This is a genomic window from Pedobacter jaeyakensis, assembly GCF_054461315.1.
On sequence record NZ_CM136921.1, the window covers coordinates 3,867,102 to 3,886,463 of the forward strand.

A 19,362-nucleotide genomic window follows, 5' to 3' on the forward strand; every position below is an offset into this window, starting at 1 on the left:
CATATTAATATTGCAGGAAATAAAACATGATGAAAACCATACAAATAGAAACACGCTACATTGTCGGTATATCAGTAAGAACTACAAATGAAAATGGACAGTCGGCCACCGACATCCCAGCGCTCTGGAATACATTTATGACCAACAACATGGCTGCCCAGATTCCTAATAAAATGGCTGATGATCTGTATTGCATTTACACCGATTATGAACTGGATTACACCAAACCATATACTACTATATTGGGTTGTCAAGTTTCTTCATTATCTAATGTTCCTGAAGGTTTTACAGGAATTACTATACCGGCCGACAACTATTTGCCCTTTTTGGCTAAGGGAAAAATGAGCGATAATATTGTATTTAAAGAATGGGAAAAGATTTGGAAAACTGACATCCCAAGAAGTTATCATGCGGACTTTGAGATTTACGGAGCAAAAGCTCAAAACTTTGATGATGCAGAAATTGAGATATTTATATCAGTTAAATAATTAACCTTATCGCTTTAAAAAGCCAATATTAGCGATGAAACTCACTAAGCAAACTGGCTCTAAAATACAAGAACATTAATTTTTTGGTAAATTGCCGTACATGGGCAAATATGTGAACCTTATTTTCTTTCTGCTACTTTCAACGTTTGCATCATCTTTCGCTAACGAGGCCGACACCAATATCATTAAGAACCATCTGATAGAAATTACCAAACCAGTTGCTTTTAGAAATTATCAAAATATTGATCAGCTCAATAAGACTGCAAAATATATTGAGGAATATTTTAACACATACGCTGATACCGTTTTTACTCAGGATTATTTGGTAGATAATCGGGTTTATAAAAATGTAATCTGCTCTTTCGGGCCATTAAATGCAAAACGCATTATAGTAGGCGCTCATTATGATGTATGCAACGAACAGGAAGGGGCGGATGATAATGCTAGCGGAGTGGTTGGACTCCTTGAACTGGCAAGATTGCTAAAAGGTAAAAAACTGAATTACAGGATTGATCTGGTTGCCTATACTTTGGAAGAACCTCCGTACTTCAGGACAGAATTTATGGGCAGTTATGTGCATGCTAAATCTCTCATTGATCAAAAGGCCGATGTTTTCGGCATGATCTCTTTGGAGATGATCGGCTATTTTAAAGACGAAAAGAAGACACAATCCTACCCTCTTGGCTTATTGTCATTGTTTTACGGAAACAAAGGCAATTACATTACAGTAGTTAAAAAGTTTGGTGCAGGAAAGTTTGCAAGAGCATTCAACAGAAACTTCAGAAACGCAAAAGTAGTTGAAACTAAGACATTCACCGGCCCACGTGCACTACCTGGAATTGACTTTTCTGACCACCTGAATTACTGGAAATTTGGTTACAGTGCACTAATGATCACAGATACGTCGTTTTATAGAAACAAAAACTATCACGAGAAAACTGATGTTCTTGAAACGCTGGACTTAACCAAGATGGCGAAAGTAATTGACGGTGTATTCTTAACACTAGGAAATTTAACCAATTAATTGATCACATTTTAATGAAAAGGCTTTTATCAATATTCCTATTTTTTTTCACTACTGGTTTAACCTTTGGACAGCAGCTTGATGTTAAATACCAAAAATCAGTCGGTGATTTTATCGCATTAGTAAAAAGCAATCAGCTTCAGAAGTTAGTTACATCCGTTAGATTCCCATTAAAGCGGGAATACCCATTGCCAGCAGTTAAAAACAAGGTTGACTTCATTAAAAGATATAAAGAGTTGTTTGATGATCAGCTAATTAAAATGATTACAAAATCTGATTTGAAGAATGATTGGTCGGCAGTGGGTTGGCGCGGGATTATGCTACGAAATGGTAGTGTTTGGCTGGATTATGATGGGAAATTAATTGGAATAAACTATCAATCTGACGCAGAGAAGTTAAGGAGAACCAAATTGATCAACGCAGATAAACTCTTGCTTCATGCATCACTAAAAAACTTTAAGAATCCTATCCTTGAAATGCACACGAGCAAGTTTAAGATTAGGATTGACGAAATGGATAACGGAAGTTATAGGTATGTATCCTGGCCGGTAAAAGGAGAAACGAGCAGCAAACCGGACTTAATATTACAAAATGGAAAATTTAAACCAGAGGGCAGTGGTGGCAACCACAGCTTTCAATTTACTAGCGGCGATTACCGTTATGAATGTGCTGTCCAGGTTCTTGGAGAAGAAAAAAGCCCTGAGGCGGCACTGACGATTTATAAAAATAATAAGGTAATCCTCAGCCAACCGGCCTCGCTTATTAATCAATAACAGAGTATTTGTTTATACTTATAATTATTCCATGGATCTTTTTAATACCATCAATAGCGACATAAACCTATTACCTAAAGATGGAATAGTAAATTACTACGGGCCAATTATGTCTTTAAATGAAGCAAATGGCTTCTACGATGCCTTGTTAAGCAATATAGAATGGAAAGCGGATGAGGCAATGATCTTTGGAAAACACATCCTTACCAAACGGAAAGTAGCCTGGTACGCAGATAGTAAATTCAGCTACACCTATTCTGGCATTACTAAAGAAGCGCTTCCCTGGACTAAAGAACTGCTGAAACTTAAAGCCATTACTGAAAAGGAAACCGGGGAGACCTTCAACTCTTGCCTGCTCAATCTTTACCACAATGGTGATGAAGGCATGGCATGGCATAGCGATGGAGAAAAGGACTTGAAAAAGCATGGCGCCATTGGATCGTTAAGTTTTGGCGCGCAACGGAAATTCTGCTTTAAACACAAGGAGACTAAAGATATCATCTCTTTGGTATTGGAGCATGGAAGCTTATTGGTGATGAAAGGCGCCACGCAAGACCATTGGTTGCACCGCCTCCCACCTACCAAACTGCCATTTAAACCGCGTGTTAACCTTACGTTTAGAACGATACAGAAATAACCGGGTTAATTCTTATCCTTAATTTTTATAACGGCAACGTATTTATCAATAGTGAAACAGCTGTTGAACCTCCAAATGCAGATTTTGGTTTAAGCTCTGGCGTTTTAGTTGCCCATTTGGTCTGAATTAAGTCCTGCGAATTTCTATTGTTATAAGCTACTTTAGCATTCAATTGTAACCATGGCACTAAATCCTTGTTTTTAGTTTCCAGCGTATACTTACGGGCATAGCGTACAAAGATCCCTTTGAAACCAGGAAGGTCGTTGCCACCATCTTCGTTGTTCATGGTCTTTCCGTTAAACATCTCGTCTCTTGCGTACAAAGCAATCTTCTTAGCATCTGCCAGGTATTGCTCATCTTTAGTGTATTTATAGAGCATTACTGCAGCGCCTAGGTAAGTGCCCTGATTATAGGTGGAACTCCAGGTACCAGTTTTTACCTCACCGGTCTGCTTGTCCAGATCAATATTATCATTCACTTTCCCTGTGGCAGGGTTAAAAAGATAAGTTTTAGACCATTTGTAAAGTCCTATTGCCTTATCATAATAGTTCCTATCGCCTGTTGCCTGTGCTAAGTAGCAAGCCGCCACCATTGCAGGACCTTGTATACAAGCATTCTTAGAAGTCTTGGTTTCAAACCAGTTTAATCCACCATCGTATTTATCGGTTAGCGCTCTTGCATACATTTTATCAAACTGATCTTTCCCTTTATCCAAATAGGCCTTGTTGCCAGTAAACAGGTATCCTCTAACGCTAAAAAGAACAGCCCAGGCGATGTCGTCATTAAAGTTATTGTACATCCAATCTTCTTTATTACGGGTGATGAAATTGGTGTACATCGAATTGAATTTATCCAGGTATTTCTTATCCTTGGTTACTTCATAGGCATCCAATACTATTTCCATCATCTCTGCCTTATCCCAAAATCCTCTTCCTGTTTCTATTTTATAATGGGTGTACCAGGCATCAAATACCTTTGCAGCTGCTTTTGGGCTAAGCGCCTTATCCTGGACTTGCTCTTGCTTGAAGACCCAGCTTTGCGCTTCGCCAACAGGTAATCGACTAAGGTTAACTTTAGCCCCGTCTGCCGTAGCATTGGCATATACGCCAAGCAAAGAGTTGACCTCAGATAAGGATTTTAGCTGGTAAGAACCGTCGTCTTTCTTAACGATTTTCCATTTCACATCGTCTGAGCCAGTGTTGTCATACTGGTCTACATTTACGGAATCCGCCACACCTGCTACTGCATGCAATAATTTTCCGCTGCCTAAATTGGTTAAGGTATAGATTCCCTGACCAAGGTGCGTGATTGTCCACCGCTGTGCGTCGGATTTTGTATCGGTCCAGCAATTGACCTGCGCCCTGTTTTCTACTGATGAGTTGTGAACATCAAGCAACTTTCCATTTGCTTTTGATTGCAGCGTGTAAATGGCTCGCGACTTGATACCCGCGGTTTGTGACACGCCCGCCTCCGGACGTAAAAAGCCGATCAGCATCACTGTGGTTGTTAAATAAATAGATCTCATTTGTGTGTGGTGTTAAGACCCACGAATATAATCTTATCTAACGAATTTTTCTGAGTGCTTTCTAATTGGTATCTTTCAAAACTGTTAATATCGCTTATTAAAATATCGCTAACCAATACACACAACATGAACATCACCAAGAAGTCTATCTTTTTCATCCTTTTTTCTACAGTCCTTTCAACCTTTCTATTTGCACAGAAAAAGAACAGCAATTTTTATAGTAATGAATTGAAATCTTTTGATGCTGTCCTTCAGAAAAACTTTTATGACAAAGAGTCTGGATACTACCTGGTAGTCCTTGATCCCGCGCAACGGGAAAATAAGAATGGTTATTTGAGAGAATATACCTACTTGTGGTCGCTTTGCGCGTTATACCAGGCAGCCAACGAAATGGAGAAGCTGGATCCTAAAGCCAACCTGATGGCGCCTTTGTTGAAAAATATGGAAGCCTACTACAACCCTGCCCCTCCAAAAGGTGGTTATACCGATTACATCATGAAGTTAAAACCAGGTGAACGTTACTATGACGATAACCAATGGATCGGCATTACTTCTTTGGATGCCTATGCCCGTAAAAAGAAGAAAGCTGATTTTGAGAAGGGTAAGGAGATGTACGATTTTATGATGACAGGTTATAACCAGGTTTTAGGTGGCGGAATTTACTGGAAAGAAGGTTCTACCAGTTCAAAAAATACCTGCTCAAATGGTCCGGGTGTATTGGTTGCCCTACAAATGTACCAGGCAACTAAGGATAAAAAGTACCTGGATACGGCAATAAAGATATTCAACTGGACTAACGACAAGCTGAAAACACCTGATGGCTTGTATTATGACAACATCCATACAAAGGATGGGAGTTTAGATAAGACCAAATTTTCTTATAACACAGGCACCATGCTAGAATCCAATGTGTATTTGTACGAGATTACTGGCGACAAAAAATACTTGGATGCCGCTAATAAAATGGCAGATGCATCTCTCGCATATTTTTATGGCGATGGTAAATTTAGAGATGGTTACTGGTTTAACGCAGTACTTTTAAGGGGTTATCAGCATTTGCTAAAGCACAACAAGGACACCAAATACCTAATTGGTTTTAAAAAATGTTTAGACCATGCGCTTAAGAATGAAAAAAACGGTCAAGGTCTCTTTATTGGAAAGGATGGTGTACAAAACCTGGTTGAGCAGGGCGGTATGCTAGAAATATTGGCTCGCTATGCCTGGTTGGAAAAGACGATTTCATTTTCTTAATTAACCCGGGAGTATGAAAAGGACAGGTATTTTTTTAATGTGCTGTTTGGTCATCTTAACTGGACAAATTGCTTTAGCGCTGGACAAACCCGGCATCGCAAAAAACCTTTATGGCGAAATCAATGGTGTTCAGATTTTTCAATACACTTTAACAAACATCAAGGGTATGCAGGTAAAACTGATTAATTATGGCGCCAGCATTACCGATATCATTACGCCGGATAGAGATGGCCGCATGGAAAGTGTGGTATTTGGTTTTGACTCACTAAGCGGATATACCGGTCGGCAAAATGCTTTAATGGGTGCTGCTGTTGGTCGTGTGGCGAACCGCATCGCCAATGGCAAATTTACATTGGAGGGAAAGGAATACACCTTAACTGCCAACATCCATGGGGGTAAAAATGGCTTTGACAGAAGGATTTGGAATGCTGAGGAAATACCTGGCAAAGAACCTGCTATAAAAATGACCTATTTTAGCAAGGATGGTGAGGAAGGATTCCCGGGAAATCTTTCTGTAAGTATCACCTACACGCTGACTAACCATAATGAACTTAAGATTGATTACCAGGCTAGTACTAATAAAGCTACCCACGTCAATTTTACCAACCACAGTTATTTTAATTTGTCGGGAGGCCGGGATGCTACTGCTTTGAACACAGAATTGACTATTCTTTCCGACCAATACCTGGAAGCCAATAAAGACAATATTCCCACCGGAAAGGTAATTAATGTAAAAGGAACAGAGATGGATTTTTCATCGCCAAGAAAGATTGAGCACGATTACGACCTCACCTATGTATTGAGAAATCAATCAGGCAAACTGGCTCTTGCTGCAACTGCCTATGAACCTTTAAGCGGTCGGGTTTTAAAAGCTTATACCACTGAACCCGGCCTGGTATTTTATGTGGGTAACCATTTAAATCCGGGGTTAGTTGGACGCGGACAAAAGGCTTCTATAAAAAACGCCGCTTTTTGCCTGGAAACGCAGCACTATCCTGATGCGGCTAACCAGCCTGCTTTCCCCAGTACGGTATTAAAACCAGGTCAGGTCTTCAAATCTCAGACCATCTACGCATTTTCAGTTAAAAAGAATTAAAGATATATCGCCCAAATATGTATTTTAGGCTATGCATCATTTGGTGATCCAATACGTTAGTCTATTATTTGTTATTCTCTTTGTAGTCATGCTGGCACAAAAAATCAAGGTGGCCTACCCGATCTTGTTAGTGCTGGTGGGCTTGCCTCTCGGTTTTGTGCCTTTCCTTCGGGGAATAGAGATAGAACCCGAACTTATCTTCGTGATCTTCCTGCCGCCATTGCTGTATGAAGCTGCATGGAACACCTCGTGGAAAGACTTTTGGAAGTGGCGCCGGGTCATCAGCAGTTTTGCTTTTCCTGTGGTTATACTGACCTCCTGTGTAGTAGCTTATGTATCGTCGAGCATTATCCCGGGCTTTACTTTAGCCGCAGGGTTCTTACTGGGTGGCATCGTTTCTCCGCCAGATGCGGTATCTGCAACTACGATATTGAAGAACCTGACTGTACCCAAGCGCTTTGTAACCATAGTTGAAGGTGAAAGCCTTTTAAACGATGCATCCAGTTTGGTGATCTTTCGTTTTGCCCTGGCTGCAGTAATTACCGGCAGTTTTGCATTTACCGAAGCTGCTACAGATTTTGTACTCGTTATTGTAATGGGTGTGGTAATTGGAATTGCAGTAGCTTTATTCTTTTATGCAGTACATCGTTGGCTCCCAACATCAACCAATAGTGATGTGGTGCTTACCCTGGTTACACCCTACGCGATGTACATGCTGGCAGAGCAATTTCATTTTTCGGGCGTGCTTGCCGTAGTTAGCGGTGGATTGTTCCTTTCTTCCAGGAGACATGAATTCCTATCGCACCGCAGCAGGCTTCATGGTGTTAATGTTTGGGAAGCCGTAGCTTTTGTACTTAACGGATTTGTCTTTATTTTAATTGGTTTGGAGTTTCCTGTGGTAATGAAAAACCTGGGCCCCGAAGGACTAAAGCCGGCACTTACTTATAGTCTGATTATTACCGGCGTACTCATCATCACCAGGTTTGCCAGCACTTATGGGGCCATTGTAGTGACGATGATCATGGGAAAATTTATAACCGTGGCCGACCCCAATCCAGGTTGGAAGGCCCCTATTCTATTCGGCTGGACGGGCATGAGAGGTGTGGTCTCTCTGGCCGCAGCACTGAGCATCCCGCTTACCATGAACGGTGGGACAGCTTTTCCTAATCGGGACCTCATCCTCTTTATTACCTTCACCGTAATCTTAGTTACGCTTGTAGTTCAAGGGCTTACTCTACCTGCTGTTGTAAGATGGGTAAATATGCCAGACCCCGATTTCACCATTACCTTCGAGCAGCAAAGACAATTGGTACGCAAAAAGCTCTCTCACTTATCACTGAAAATTCTTGATGAGGAGTATGCAGAACATATCGAAAACAACGACATGGTTAAGGCATTAAGGTTGAAATACAATGCTGATATTGAACTTTTAAAAGATTGGGACAAAGCGGATAATGAAGCACGTGCCAATGAATTTTACAAAGGTTACCGGCAAATTATGGCGCACTTACTTAGGGAACAGCGAAACCTGCTACAGACCTTGAATAAAAAGGAGAACGTAAGTGACGATCTGGTAAAGCAACAGCTTGAACTGCTGGATCTGGAAGAAGAAAAGCTAAGACAGCACTTTGAACCCAACAATAAAAACGAATAATACGATCGCCAATGTTAACAATAAATCTAGCCTCTTTACCCGTTCTGGAAACAAGCAGGCTTGTGCTGCGTGAGCATTCCTTAGCAGACGCTGCACCTTACCTGGAAATGCGGAGTGATGAACTGATTATGAAATACATTGACCGCCCACGTTACAAAGACCTGGACGAATCAAAAACTGTTCTGCAAAGCCTGATCGATGGATTTTATAAAAGAACAAACCTTCTTTGGGCAATAGAATTGAAAGATAGTCCAGGTAAAATGATTGGCAACCTTGGCTTTTGGCGTACTGAACTGGAAAACCACCGTGCAGAGCTGGGCTATATTCTTCATTCTGATTACTGGAGAAAAGGAATACTTACTGAGGCTTTAACCGCTGTTATTGAGTTTGCCTTTACAACGATTGGACTGCACTCCATATCGGCAAACATCAATCCCGATAATGTTGCATCACGACAATTGTTACTTAAGCATGGGTTTGAAAAAGAGGCCTATCACAAAGAAAATTACTATTTTAATGGAAAGTTTCTGGATAGTGAGCTTTACGGACTGCTTAACCCCTACCATAAGGCTTAACATTTTAATACTGATAACCAAATTGAACACCATGAACAAATTATTTAACCTGGCACTCCTAGCTCTGCTGCTTAGTCCAATCGCTATTTTTGCGCAAAGCGGAAAGGTTTACGACAACCTGAGCTTACCCAGCAAAATCTTAAAGAGCGAACGTAAATATGCGATATACCTTCCGCCAGATTATGAAAGCTCTGGTCGCAGTTATCCAGTACTTTACCTGTTGCACGGCTCTGGTGATGACCAGACAGGCTGGGTGCAATTTGGAGAGGTACTGAACATCACGGATAAGGCCATAGCTGATGGTACTGCTACACCGATGATTATTGTGATGCCTGATGCCAATACCGGAAGGCGCGGATACTTTAACGACATAAAGGGCGACTGGAACTATGAAGACTTCTTTTTTACGGAACTGATCCCTTTTATAGAGAAAAAGTACAGGGCTAAAACTGACAAACGTGCAAGGGCAATTTCCGGCCTTTCTATGGGTGGCGGTGGAACCTTTATGTATGCCATGCACCATCCTGAACTGTTTTCATCGGCTTGTCCATTAAGCGCTTCTGTTGGCGCAATTAATTTAGATGATGCCAAAGCTTCTATTAAAAAGAACAATGCGAATTTAGCAGACTCTACCATAACCAACTATGCAAACAGACACAGCGCAATTGCATTGGTAAATAACATGCCCGATAGTCAAAAGAAAGCAGTAAGGTGGTACGTAGACTGTGGTGATGATGATTTCCTGTACGAAGGAAATGCATTGGTACACATCGCAATGCGGAAAAAAGAAGTTCCTCATGAGTTTAGGGTTCGAGATGGTGGTCATACCTGGACCTATTGGCGAAGTGCACTACCTAAGGTTTTGGAGTTTGTATCAGATTCTTTTCATCAATACTAGTGATCTCGTAGAGATCTCCAAATCCTAATGGGCTGATTTTATGAAACTAAAAGACTTTAACGTAGTAGTTACTGCCGCAGGTTTGCTGTCTGTGCTAGCCCTTGGCTGCCACGTTTCACAGAAGAATAAGAAGGCAAACGCGGGTGTTAGCAACCAAAGTCAGATACCATATCCCGGACCTGAAAAGTTCGCTGATCACATACGCAGTACAGAATTTCAGACTCCTGAAAAGGAAAAAGCAGGGTTTAAGTTGCCACCAGGCTTTGAGATTTCCCTGTATGCTTCAGAACCAGATATTGGCAAGCCGATAAATATGGAGTTTGATGAAAAAGGGCGGCTATGGGTAACACAATCATCAGAATACCCAATGGCAGCAGCCTCTCTAAAAGGGCATGATAAAATTACGATCCTGGAAGATACCAATGGAGATGGGAAAGCCGACAAGTTTACACCATTTGCGACAGACCTCAACATCCCTATCGGGATCATTCCTGCACAAAAAGGAGCTATCGCCTTCAGCATCCCAAATATTTATAAGTTCAATGATGAAGATGGCGATGGGATTTCCGAAAGCAGGCACAAGCTATTCGGTGAGTTTGGTTATCAGGATACGCACGGTATGGTCAACAATTTTGCAAGGGGCTTTGACGGATGGATTTATGCTTGTCACGGTTTCACCAATACTTCTACTCTTGCAGGTACGGATCGCGATTCGATAACTATGGTATCTGGGAATACCTTTAGATTTAAGGAAGACGGAAGCCGTGTTGAACAAACCTCCTACGGCCGTGTTAACCCTTTTGGATATACATTTGATGAGCTGGGCTATTTGTACTCTGTAGACTGCCACAGCAAACCGATTTACCAACTGATAAGAGGTGGTGAATATCCTCATTTTGGAAAGAAAACTCCGGCAATGGGCTTTGCTCCTGAAATGATGAGCTTTGAACTGGGCTCAACTGCGTTATCAGGGTTAGACTATTATCTAGGCGAACAGTTTCCTGAAGAATACAGGAATAGCTTTTACAATGGCGATGTGGTGACTTGTCGAATCAACCGTAATACGATGTCGTTCAGCGGCTCATCACCTGAGGCCAAACGGGAAGAAGATTTTCTGATCAGCTCAGATCCCTGGTTTAGGCCAGTGGCTATTAAAGAAGGACCGGATGGCGCATTGTATATTGCAGATTTTTACAACCGCATCATCGGGCATTACGAAGTACCACTCAACCATCCGCTGCGCGACAGGCAAAGCGGCAGGATTTGGAAAATCAAATATGTAGGCGACAAGCCTCATAAAAATCATAAGCTGAGCGATTGGACAAAGGCAAACCTTGAGGAGCTTTTGAAAAACCTGGACTATCCGCAATTGAACTTAAGGATGTCCATAGCCAACCAGGTTGTGCAGCGCTTTGGCCCAACTGCAGTTAACCCATTATTGAAAATGGCGGCGTCTGATAAAATAAATTCAAAATCACTAGTTCAAATACTTTGGGCACTATTTCGATTAAATGCCTTGCCAGATGCAGTGATTGATAAAGCACTAATATATAAAGATATTTTAGTGCAGGTGCACACACTGCGGATACTGGCCGAGCAAAAAGTAGTAAACCCTGCTCATCAAAAAAAAGTACTGCAACTTTTGGAAACCGGCAATGTTCATGTGCAGCGCGCTGCAGCAGAAGTTCTGGCAAAAGCAACCAATATCAATAACATATCTGTGTTGCTTAGTGCCTACCAAAAAACCGACGACAAAGACAGTCACCTTAAATACACTTTACTGCTGTCGATACGCGATAACTTGCGGAACAGGGCCGTGATCGATGAGGTATCTGGTATGGTCTGGACAAAGGAGCAGTTACAGGTATTACTTAAGGTGATTAGGGATGTACCTTCTGCGAATGCTGCACTATTTACTATGTTGTATCTGGAGAATCATGACCTGCCACCTGCAGAACTGGTAAGCAACTTAGAATTTATTGGGCGATACATTAAGCCCTCCGAGCTTGGCAGAGCTATCGAACTAATCCAGAAACGCTTTTCAAACGATTTGAATGCCCAGTATGTGCTCTATGCAACCATGCAGCAAGGACTAAGGCAAAGCGGCACCCAGGAAATCACCGCCATGAAAGACTGGGGAATTCGACTTGCCGAAAGTGTGCTGAGTAACCTGCCTGCCACAAGTTCATCGGCCTGGAGTAATATCCCCTTGGAAGAAACAGGTGATCCGGAAAACCCCTGGTCGATGATTGACCGTGCCATTGTTGGCGAATTGCCACGGGTTAGGCTGATGTGGAGTGAATTTAACTGGTATGCTCCAACAGGTATGTTGGTTTCACCAGAATTTAAATTGCCTGCAAAATTGGAGTTGAGTGTTTTTGATAATGATGTACACAATACAGAAGCAAAGACTGGTGTCTCAAAGAATTCTGTCCGCATCAGGCTGGCTAAAACAAGGCAGGTTATTGGCAGCTACAGATCTGCATTCTCCACTCCTATGGGCATGGCCGATTTGATGAAGCAGGTGCCCTTTGACCTGAGTAAGTACGCTGGTCAGCAGGGGTACATTGAAGTGGTCGACAGTACAAAAACGGGATCAGTAGGTATAGGAGGTTTTGAGTCGGAGGTTTTAACCATACCAGACGCAGGCCTCGCAGAAACTGCTGAGAGGTATACTCGTGCAGCCGAGTTGGCAGGAAACTATCAAGTGGCCTCACTTGCACCTGCATTGAAAAGCTTGCTGTTGAACAAACGTGGAAATTACAGAACCAGGACCGCTGCAGCGAATTCATTAATGGCCATTGATGCTTCGAAGAACAGTGCCTTAATTGAGGTAATATTTTCTGATTTGGATGAAACACAACTGATCAAAGAAAAAATGGCCCAGGTACTATCGCAGAGTTCCTCCCCTTCTCGATTTAGCACATTGCAAAAAGGCCTGGCAGGCAGCCGGCGCAGCTTACAAATCACCATCGCCTCTATTCTAGTGAACACTGAACCGGGCATTTCAAAATTGCTAATGGCATTAAAACAAGGAGATATTAAATACGACCTGTTAACAGAGGTTTTAATTAAGGAGCGGCTCACTAACAACATGAACAGTGCACAGCGAGAGGAATTTAAGAAGTTATCGGCCGGACAAGCTTCAGAAAGCGAAGCCAGACAGGCGCTGATTAACTCACGACTGGCCAATTTTGATCCCTCTTCGGTGAGCGTAGAGAATGGCAGGGCTATGTTTATTCAAAATTGCAGCATGTGCCATCAAATAAAAGGAACTGGAGGAATGATTGGTCCGCAGCTGGATGGGATTGGCAATTGGGGGCAGAAAGCATTGACAGAAAAGATATTAGATCCGAACAGGAATATATCTCAGGCATTCCGCACCTATAACATCACTTTGAAGAACGGAAAAGTGCTTTCTGGTTTATTTCGAAGGGAAGAAGGGGCGGTTTTTGTATTTGCAAATCCAGGTGGCTCAGAGTTTACGGTAGCGAAAGCAGATATCAAAGAGCGGGCACCTGCAAAGTATACCCTTATGCCGGATGAATTTAGGAATACGATAACAAAAAAAGATTTTGATGCACTACTTAAATTTTTACTGGCCACCAAAGAGTAGTAATTGATTGTGAAAGTGTAAATTAGTAACACCAAATGAAATAAACACGATGAATGTAACCTATAAAATATGTCTCGCAGCATTGTTTACCACAATCAGTATGTACTGTGGAAACGTCTCGGCGCAACAATCAAAAGAACTGAAGTTTAAAAAACATGTGCTCAGCACAGAATTCTTTTCTGAAGGATCTGCTTATGGTGATTTTAATAAAGACGGTAAGATGGACATCGTTGCGGGAGCTTATTGGTATGAAGCGCCAAACTGGGTAAAACACGAAGTGTATACACCTGGCAAGTTTGATTTCAATACCGGTTATAGTAATTCGTTCATCAATCAGGCAATGGATGTTGATCAGGATGGATGGTTAGATTATGTCAGGGTAGATTTTCCGGGTGAAGCTGCTGTGTGGTACCAAAACCCGAAAAACTCAGGTGAACACTGGAAAGCTTTTCCACTTTATTCTTCAGTTGGTAATGAATCTCCATTGTTTACAGATGTTGATAGCGATGGGAGATTAGACCTACTGTGCAACGATTCTAAAGGCGGCAAAATGGTTTGGTTGGAATCGCCAAAGAAAAAAGGAGATACAGCATGGACTGTACATGTAATCAGCGATGTTAAAGATCGTGGCACACATCAGTTTACCCACGGACTAGGATTTGGCGACATCAATAAGGACGGAAAAAAAGACGTAGTGCTGAGAACAGGTTGGTGGGAATCTCCAAAAGATCCTAAACAAAGCAACTGGACCTGGCATCAGGCCGATCTAGGTGAAGATGCATCCCAGATGTATGTGATGGATTTGGATCAGGATGGTGATATGGATGTAATTAGTGCCTCCGCACACGCCTATGGAATTTGGTGGCATGAGCAAGTAGTTGATGCGCAAGGGCTAGTAAGCTGGAAGCATCATGAGATCCTAAAGACTTTTTCTCAAACACACGGACTAGGATTAGTAGACATAAACAAGGATGGTAATCCAGACCTGGTAACGGGCAAAAGATTTTGGGCACACATGGGCCATGACCCGGGAGAAAGAGAGCCGGCTGTACTCTATTGGTTGGAATATAAGCCCGGAAAAGTACCGTCATGGACACCACATTTAATAGACAGTGATTCTGGTAATGGGTTACAAACCAATGTAGTAGACATGAACAAAGACAAACTGCCTGACATTGTTGTAGCCAATAAAAAAGGTGTGTTTCTATTTGAGCAAATAAAAAATAAATAATCAAAAATAGACTGACATAGGGTTGTCAGTGGTGTGCCTTTTCTTTGTTTAAGAAATTAAACAATTGATTATGAACACAACAGAAATTAGTACCGAAACAGCAGTATTTATCTCAGCAGAGAACTTTTTAAATCAATGGTTAGGGCATCGCAGGGTAACTAGAAGGGTAATTGAAGCATTTCCGGAAGACCAACTATTTACCTTCAGTATTGGAGGGATGAGAACTTTCGCCAGTATGGTAAAAGAAATAGTGGATGTATCTGGTCCGGGTATAAGAGGTATCGCTACCAATAATTGGGAAAACACAGGAAACTGGGACCATACCGTTGCTCCAGAGCATCAGACAAAAGCAGCATTATTAAAACTTTATGACGATAGTACCGAAGTGATCAAAAGTTATTGGGCGCAAATTGATGAAGCGCGTTTCCAGGAGAAAGTAGCGGCCTTTGGTCAGTATGAAGACAATGTATACTCGTCTATTCTTTATTTTAAAGACAATGAAATCCATCACCGGGCGCAAGGCACCGTTTATCTGCGTGCATTAGGAATTGAGCCACCTGCATTTTACGATAGAAGCTAATCGCTTAAAATAGTTCAAGAGTAACAGCCGCCTGTCCGCCTTTGGACGGGCCAGGCTTTACTTTGCTTTTTTTACGATGATTTATAATCCAGTTCAAATAGTCTCGCTTCAAAACAGGTTCCTTTAACAAACCTGAAGCGTTCAGTATCTTAGTGTTCCGGTCATCAACAATTTGGCGGTATTTGAGCAACAGATGTTGCACTTGCTGTTGTAGTTTGTTCTTAGGTTTGATCCTGATATTTTTATTAAGCGGATTTAGCAGCTGTGTAGTCATCTCCTTTGCAAAATAGAGTTGTGCAGATTCGATCCTGCTTTGCAACACCTGCTGATTTTTAAATCCATGTTGTTTATGAAGCTGCAACAATTGAGACTGAAAGCGATCTGAAACAACAATTAGCTCCTTTATTGAGCTTATCAATTGTGCAATGATGACCTTAAGTTCAGGTAGATGTGCTTTGGCTATTTCTGGATTATTACTGATTTCGTTAAGGCCAGTAATCAGCGACGAAAGAGAAAACTCAGTAAGCACCAGCTTAAGAATAAAGCGTTCCTGTTCATGCAAAAGTAAATCATCAAGATCCCGCTCTCGCGCAGGGTTCAAGTAATTGATAACCTCTGTATTTGACCGGAGACTCTCGGTATTGATTTTTGACTTTAAAATAAGGCCATGAAGAGTTCTTACGCGACTTAAAGCCACATAAACCTGCCCGGCTACAAAAGATTTCCCAGCATCAATAATGGCACTATCGAAAGTCAAACCCTGACTTTTATGAATGGTTACAGCCCAAGCCAATTTAATTGGGTATTGAGAGAATTCTCCTACTTGTTGCTGTACTATAGCGTCTTCGTCTGCTCTATATTCAAATGATTGCCATGCAGATTTTTCCAGTGCCAGATCGTCTTCGTTGGGAAAAGAAATGTTGATGGTACCATTCTCAACGGCTTTAACTCTTCCTATCTTACCATTGTAAAACTTACGGTCATCACCAGTATCATTCTTAATGAACATGACCTGTGCACCAACCTTTAATTTTAAACTTTGCTCGGCCTGTAGATTTAGGTCGCGAAACTCTCCGCTTACCTCCGCTTCAAATGTATATTCCTCGCCATTTAACTCGTCCAACTTTGATTTATTAATGGTGTTCGCTTCCGCATTATGAGAGGTGATGATGATTGGATTCAGATCTTCAGTTGCCCGGAACATCGGATTATACCGCTGGTTTAACAAGGTTAGCCCGGCCTGATCAATCTGGTTATTCCTGATGTCGTTTAGAATTTTTATAAACTCGGGCTCAGTTTGCCGAAACATCTTTGTCAGCTCAATTTGTAAGAGCGGATTTCGATGGATCACATGCGCATCAAAAAAGTAGGGAGAGGCGTAAGCCGTTCTCATAAACGCCCACTCCTCACGTTTAGTTACTGGTGGCAACTGAAACAGATCTCCAATTAGGAGGAGTTGCACACCACCAAAGGGGTAATTGTTTCTTCTTACCGCTCGAAGTATCGTATCGATCACATCTAGCAGATCAGATCGCACCATGGAGATCTCGTCGATAACCAATAATTCCAGTTCAGTAAAAAGGGCTGTTTTTTCCCTGCTGTAACTCAGGTCTGATACCATCGACTGTATAGATAGGATACCCGATTGCAGGTTGATCAAACTGATATCGCCGGGAAAAAATGAACCTTGGGGTAGTTGGAAAAATGAATTGATGGTAGTGCCTTTTGCATTCATTGCCGCCACACCTGTTGGCGCCACAACCGCCAGCTTTTTAGTGGTTTGCTCCTTAATTTTTTTAAGCAAGGTTGTTTTCCCTGTACCCGCTTTACCGGTAAGAAAAATGTTCTGACCGGTATACTCTATAAAAGAAAGAATCTTATCAAAAATCAAATCAGCAGAACCCTCATTACTCATACTACAAATTTAGGGAAACCTATTTGAATCTCCATTGTTGTCTTTAAGATGATCACTAACAATTTGGAGGAGAACCCGATGGAAAGCTTTGTTCAGAAACAATGGGAAGAGATAGACAGGAAGTTATATAAAGTAATGTTGTTTAAAGATTTTCAGGAGGCATTTGCGTTTATGGTGCGTGTTGCTTTCCTGGCAGATAAAAATAACCATCATCCAAAATGGACAAATACTTATAATAAACTGGAGATTTGGTTGTGTACACATGATGCTGGCGACATTGTAACCGACAAAGACCGTAGCCTGGCCAAGCAAATCGATCAGCTGTTAGTGCCTTGTGATTAATGAGCTTTAAAGGTGTATTCGAAATTGAATCTACCTAGTGGAGCAACGTCGCCATTCACCAAAAAGTCCATTATGTCGCCGTCCTTTTGCATGTTGTCAGACCATTTAAACTGAAAGCTATTATCCCTTAAGTTTAACAGGATTTTTGGCACTTTAATTTCCAGCTTATGATCAGCAAAGCTGTACTGCACTTGCGCGTACGACTTCCAGTTCCATCCTTTGCCTGCCTTTTCCAGAATGGCCGTCTTGCCGGGCGAAGTCCTATTTATCAAATAATCGTAACCCTCCCATCCTGTTTGCTTATTGTTATCTATGTCGATAAAAAGACGCATCCAGCCTGGGTCTGTTTTTGGAGTTAAGCCAGCAACTGTTTCCACGTAGAAGTAAAAATTGCCTTTATCTTGAGCCACTTTCGCAACTAAGATGTCATTTCTACCGGTTGTATTGACATAGTGAGTTCCAGAAAACCCATCTGCATCACGATGCAGTGTGTTACCCTTATGACTTTTAAATTCTGGCAATACGTTTTTCCATTCATCAAACTTCCCGTCAATTTTAATAGTACTGTGCCCTGATGCCTTAGGAGGTGTTGGCATCCCTTTAAACCTCCTAATATTTGCAATCAGTTGGTAATAGTAATTATCGTTGTGCCCGCCCTTCATCGGTTCTATATCTCTGCTGTGCTCGGTATCAAACTGATCAGGAAAAGCATTTTGCTGGCCTTGCCATTTCTCATATCTACCTGCTATCCATTCATTCCATCCGGTAACAAAGACAAGCTCTACATTTTGCTTTAAGGCATAGTCCCATTGCTCCTGGAAATTAAGTCCGTACTGATGTGCATCCGGTCGAGGATCCTGCCCATTCTTATCCGTATAACTTCTTCCAAATGCACCCTTTGAATTCATGGCACTTAGGCCGTTTGCTTTGGTCCAGTTTTGCGAGGTGCCGACTGTCATTTCTTCAAAACTCCCGTCAGCGTTCTTCCCAAAGCCATGTTGAGGATATATTTCCAGCCAACCCCAATGGTCTTTTCGTTTAGGTCCTTTATCATATACAGGTTGGCCCGGACGAAAAGTAAAAAATTCCCTAATCTCAGGATCAACGTTGTCAGGATAGGCCATAATTAGCGGTTTACCTTTCCACTGAAACCATAAATCTTTGTACAAACCCCGCTTATACAAATCGTTATAAACCTGATTGATTGCGCTTTTGGTAGCATCGTTTGCCCCAAAACCCATCATAAAAGCAATTTGGGGTGTTTTGATACCATTTTTTCTTGCTTCAGTGAATACTTCGCAGAGCGCCGTGTATGCCGGTTTCCATACAAAATCACCATTGGTACAATCAAACATAATCATGTCAACATCCGCATCTGCAAGCATTTCTGCATGTCTATACAATACCCATTTATCCATATTGGTATAAAACCCAAATAATGGTTCTCCCCAAAAGTTCATAATATTTTGTGGCCAGGCAGAATTCTTATAATCATAAAGTGCATCTAGGTACTTTTGTAGAAAAGCTGTAGTATTGTTTGGCTTATTTGCCGCTTGCGCGTAGTGCCAGGTCCAGTAAAACAAAACCACAAAGCGGTCTTTCTTTAACTCACCAACTTCTTTATAAGTAGGTAGTTTTCTCCCCAGCGCATCTGTTGCAGGTAAACCAGCTGTATAGTTATGCAGCGTTTCCTGAGACCATGCGGAAAAACAATGCACAATTAAGAATAGGCTCAGTAAAATCTTATACATAGCGCT

16 protein-coding genes are annotated in these 19,362 nt (G+C 41.7%); 13 read left to right on the plus strand and 3 right to left on the minus strand.

Going from position 1 to position 19,362, the window contains the following annotated elements:
* Positions 1–26: 26 nt before the first annotated feature.
* From ACXZ1K_RS17220 to ACXZ1K_RS17235, 4 genes are all read left to right on the plus strand, one after another.
* Positions 27–488: a GyrI-like domain-containing protein gene (locus tag ACXZ1K_RS17220; protein ID WP_458970920.1), complete on the plus strand. Its 462-nt coding sequence runs from the start codon at positions 27–29 to the stop codon at positions 486–488.
* Between the two features lie 100 nt (positions 489–588).
* On the plus strand, positions 589–1,512 hold the full coding sequence (locus tag ACXZ1K_RS17225) for a M28 family peptidase (protein WP_458970921.1): 924 nt from the start codon (positions 589–591) through the stop codon (positions 1,510–1,512).
* Between the two features lie 14 nt (positions 1,513–1,526).
* Positions 1,527–2,285, plus strand: a complete 759-nt coding sequence (locus ACXZ1K_RS17230; protein ID WP_458970922.1) for a hypothetical protein — start codon at positions 1,527–1,529, stop codon at positions 2,283–2,285.
* 31 nt (positions 2,286–2,316) lie between these two features.
* The gene (locus ACXZ1K_RS17235) at positions 2,317–2,922 is read left to right on the plus strand and encodes an alpha-ketoglutarate-dependent dioxygenase AlkB family protein (protein ID WP_458970923.1); all 606 of its coding nucleotides are present in this window, start codon (positions 2,317–2,319) and stop codon (positions 2,920–2,922) included.
* Between the two features lie 25 nt (positions 2,923–2,947).
* Here ACXZ1K_RS17235 and ACXZ1K_RS17240 read toward each other — a convergent pair whose 3' ends face one another.
* The gene (locus ACXZ1K_RS17240; RefSeq protein WP_458970924.1) at positions 2,948–4,447 is read right to left on the minus strand and encodes a glycoside hydrolase family 76 protein; all 1,500 of its coding nucleotides are present in this window, start codon (positions 4,445–4,447) and stop codon (positions 2,948–2,950) included.
* A 126-nt stretch (positions 4,448–4,573) separates the two neighbouring features.
* On the opposite strand from ACXZ1K_RS17240, the gene ACXZ1K_RS17245 reads away from it, so the two are divergent.
* The 8 genes from ACXZ1K_RS17245 to ACXZ1K_RS17280 all read left to right on the plus strand — a co-directional run bounded on the left by ACXZ1K_RS17245 (position 4,574) and on the right by ACXZ1K_RS17280 (position 15,348).
* Positions 4,574–5,698 (plus strand): glycoside hydrolase family 76 protein, encoded by a 1,125-nt coding sequence (locus ACXZ1K_RS17245; protein WP_458970925.1) that lies wholly within the window; start codon positions 4,574–4,576, stop codon positions 5,696–5,698.
* 13 nt (positions 5,699–5,711) lie between these two features.
* Positions 5,712–6,794, plus strand: coding sequence for an aldose epimerase family protein (locus ACXZ1K_RS17250; RefSeq protein ID WP_458970926.1), 1,083 nt, complete (start codon positions 5,712–5,714; stop codon positions 6,792–6,794).
* Between the two features lie 31 nt (positions 6,795–6,825).
* Complete coding sequence (locus ACXZ1K_RS17255; protein ID WP_458970927.1) at positions 6,826–8,448, plus strand: Na+/H+ antiporter; 1,623 nt, start codon at positions 6,826–6,828, stop codon at positions 8,446–8,448.
* Between the two features lie 11 nt (positions 8,449–8,459).
* Positions 8,460–9,023: a GNAT family N-acetyltransferase gene (locus ACXZ1K_RS17260; protein WP_458970928.1), complete on the plus strand. Its 564-nt coding sequence runs from the start codon at positions 8,460–8,462 to the stop codon at positions 9,021–9,023.
* Between the two features lie 31 nt (positions 9,024–9,054).
* A complete protein-coding gene (locus ACXZ1K_RS17265) occupies positions 9,055–9,921 on the plus strand; it encodes an alpha/beta hydrolase (protein ID WP_458970929.1) in 867 nt (288 codons plus the stop codon).
* 40 nt (positions 9,922–9,961) lie between these two features.
* Positions 9,962–13,537 (plus strand): PVC-type heme-binding CxxCH protein, encoded by a 3,576-nt coding sequence (locus tag ACXZ1K_RS17270; RefSeq protein ID WP_458970930.1) that lies wholly within the window; start codon positions 9,962–9,964, stop codon positions 13,535–13,537.
* 49 nt (positions 13,538–13,586) lie between these two features.
* Positions 13,587–14,768 (plus strand): FG-GAP repeat domain-containing protein, encoded by a 1,182-nt coding sequence (locus tag ACXZ1K_RS17275; RefSeq protein WP_458970931.1) that lies wholly within the window; start codon positions 13,587–13,589, stop codon positions 14,766–14,768.
* A 70-nt stretch (positions 14,769–14,838) separates the two neighbouring features.
* The gene (locus tag ACXZ1K_RS17280; protein WP_458970932.1) at positions 14,839–15,348 is read left to right on the plus strand and encodes a DinB family protein; all 510 of its coding nucleotides are present in this window, start codon (positions 14,839–14,841) and stop codon (positions 15,346–15,348) included.
* 4 nt (positions 15,349–15,352) lie between these two features.
* Here ACXZ1K_RS17280 and ACXZ1K_RS17285 read toward each other — a convergent pair whose 3' ends face one another.
* Complete coding sequence (locus tag ACXZ1K_RS17285) at positions 15,353–17,263, minus strand: ATP-dependent DNA helicase (protein ID WP_458970933.1); 1,911 nt, start codon at positions 17,261–17,263, stop codon at positions 15,353–15,355.
* Positions 17,264–17,311: 48 nt separating this feature from the next.
* On the opposite strand from ACXZ1K_RS17285, the gene ACXZ1K_RS17290 reads away from it, so the two are divergent.
* Positions 17,312–17,605 (plus strand): 4a-hydroxytetrahydrobiopterin dehydratase, encoded by a 294-nt coding sequence (locus tag ACXZ1K_RS17290; protein ID WP_458970934.1) that lies wholly within the window; start codon positions 17,312–17,314, stop codon positions 17,603–17,605.
* Here ACXZ1K_RS17290 and ACXZ1K_RS17295 read toward each other — a convergent pair.
* Entirely contained in the window at positions 17,602–19,356 is a 1,755-nt protein-coding gene (locus ACXZ1K_RS17295; protein ID WP_458970935.1) for a hypothetical protein, read from the minus strand. The genes ACXZ1K_RS17290 and ACXZ1K_RS17295 overlap by 4 nt on opposite strands.
* Between the last annotated feature and the right edge of the window lie 6 nt (positions 19,357–19,362).

Excerpts from the sequence above, each read along its gene's own strand:
- ACXZ1K_RS17220 (WP_458970920.1), top strand. The coding sequence starts at position 27 with ATGATGAAAACCATACAAATAGAAACACGCTACATTGTCGGTATATCA.
- ACXZ1K_RS17225 (WP_458970921.1), top strand. The coding sequence starts at position 589 with ATGGGCAAATATGTGAACCTTATTTTCTTTCTGCTACTTTCAACGTTT.
- ACXZ1K_RS17230 (WP_458970922.1), top strand. The coding sequence starts at position 1,527 with ATGAAAAGGCTTTTATCAATATTCCTATTTTTTTTCACTACTGGTTTA.
- ACXZ1K_RS17235 (WP_458970923.1), top strand. The coding sequence starts at position 2,317 with ATGGATCTTTTTAATACCATCAATAGCGACATAAACCTATTACCTAAA.
- ACXZ1K_RS17240 (WP_458970924.1), bottom strand. The coding sequence starts at position 4,447 with ATGAGATCTATTTATTTAACAACCACAGTGATGCTGATCGGCTTTTTA.
- ACXZ1K_RS17245 (WP_458970925.1), top strand. The coding sequence starts at position 4,574 with ATGAACATCACCAAGAAGTCTATCTTTTTCATCCTTTTTTCTACAGTC.
- ACXZ1K_RS17250 (WP_458970926.1), top strand. The coding sequence starts at position 5,712 with ATGAAAAGGACAGGTATTTTTTTAATGTGCTGTTTGGTCATCTTAACT.
- ACXZ1K_RS17255 (WP_458970927.1), top strand. The coding sequence starts at position 6,826 with ATGCATCATTTGGTGATCCAATACGTTAGTCTATTATTTGTTATTCTC.
- ACXZ1K_RS17260 (WP_458970928.1), top strand. The coding sequence starts at position 8,460 with ATGTTAACAATAAATCTAGCCTCTTTACCCGTTCTGGAAACAAGCAGG.
- ACXZ1K_RS17265 (WP_458970929.1), top strand. The coding sequence starts at position 9,055 with ATGAACAAATTATTTAACCTGGCACTCCTAGCTCTGCTGCTTAGTCCA.
- ACXZ1K_RS17270 (WP_458970930.1), top strand. The coding sequence starts at position 9,962 with ATGAAACTAAAAGACTTTAACGTAGTAGTTACTGCCGCAGGTTTGCTG.
- ACXZ1K_RS17275 (WP_458970931.1), top strand. The coding sequence starts at position 13,587 with ATGAATGTAACCTATAAAATATGTCTCGCAGCATTGTTTACCACAATC.
- ACXZ1K_RS17280 (WP_458970932.1), top strand. The coding sequence starts at position 14,839 with ATGAACACAACAGAAATTAGTACCGAAACAGCAGTATTTATCTCAGCA.
- ACXZ1K_RS17285 (WP_458970933.1), bottom strand. The coding sequence starts at position 17,263 with ATGAGTAATGAGGGTTCTGCTGATTTGATTTTTGATAAGATTCTTTCT.
- ACXZ1K_RS17290 (WP_458970934.1), top strand. The coding sequence starts at position 17,312 with ATGATCACTAACAATTTGGAGGAGAACCCGATGGAAAGCTTTGTTCAG.
- ACXZ1K_RS17295 (WP_458970935.1), bottom strand. The coding sequence starts at position 19,356 with ATGTATAAGATTTTACTGAGCCTATTCTTAATTGTGCATTGTTTTTCC.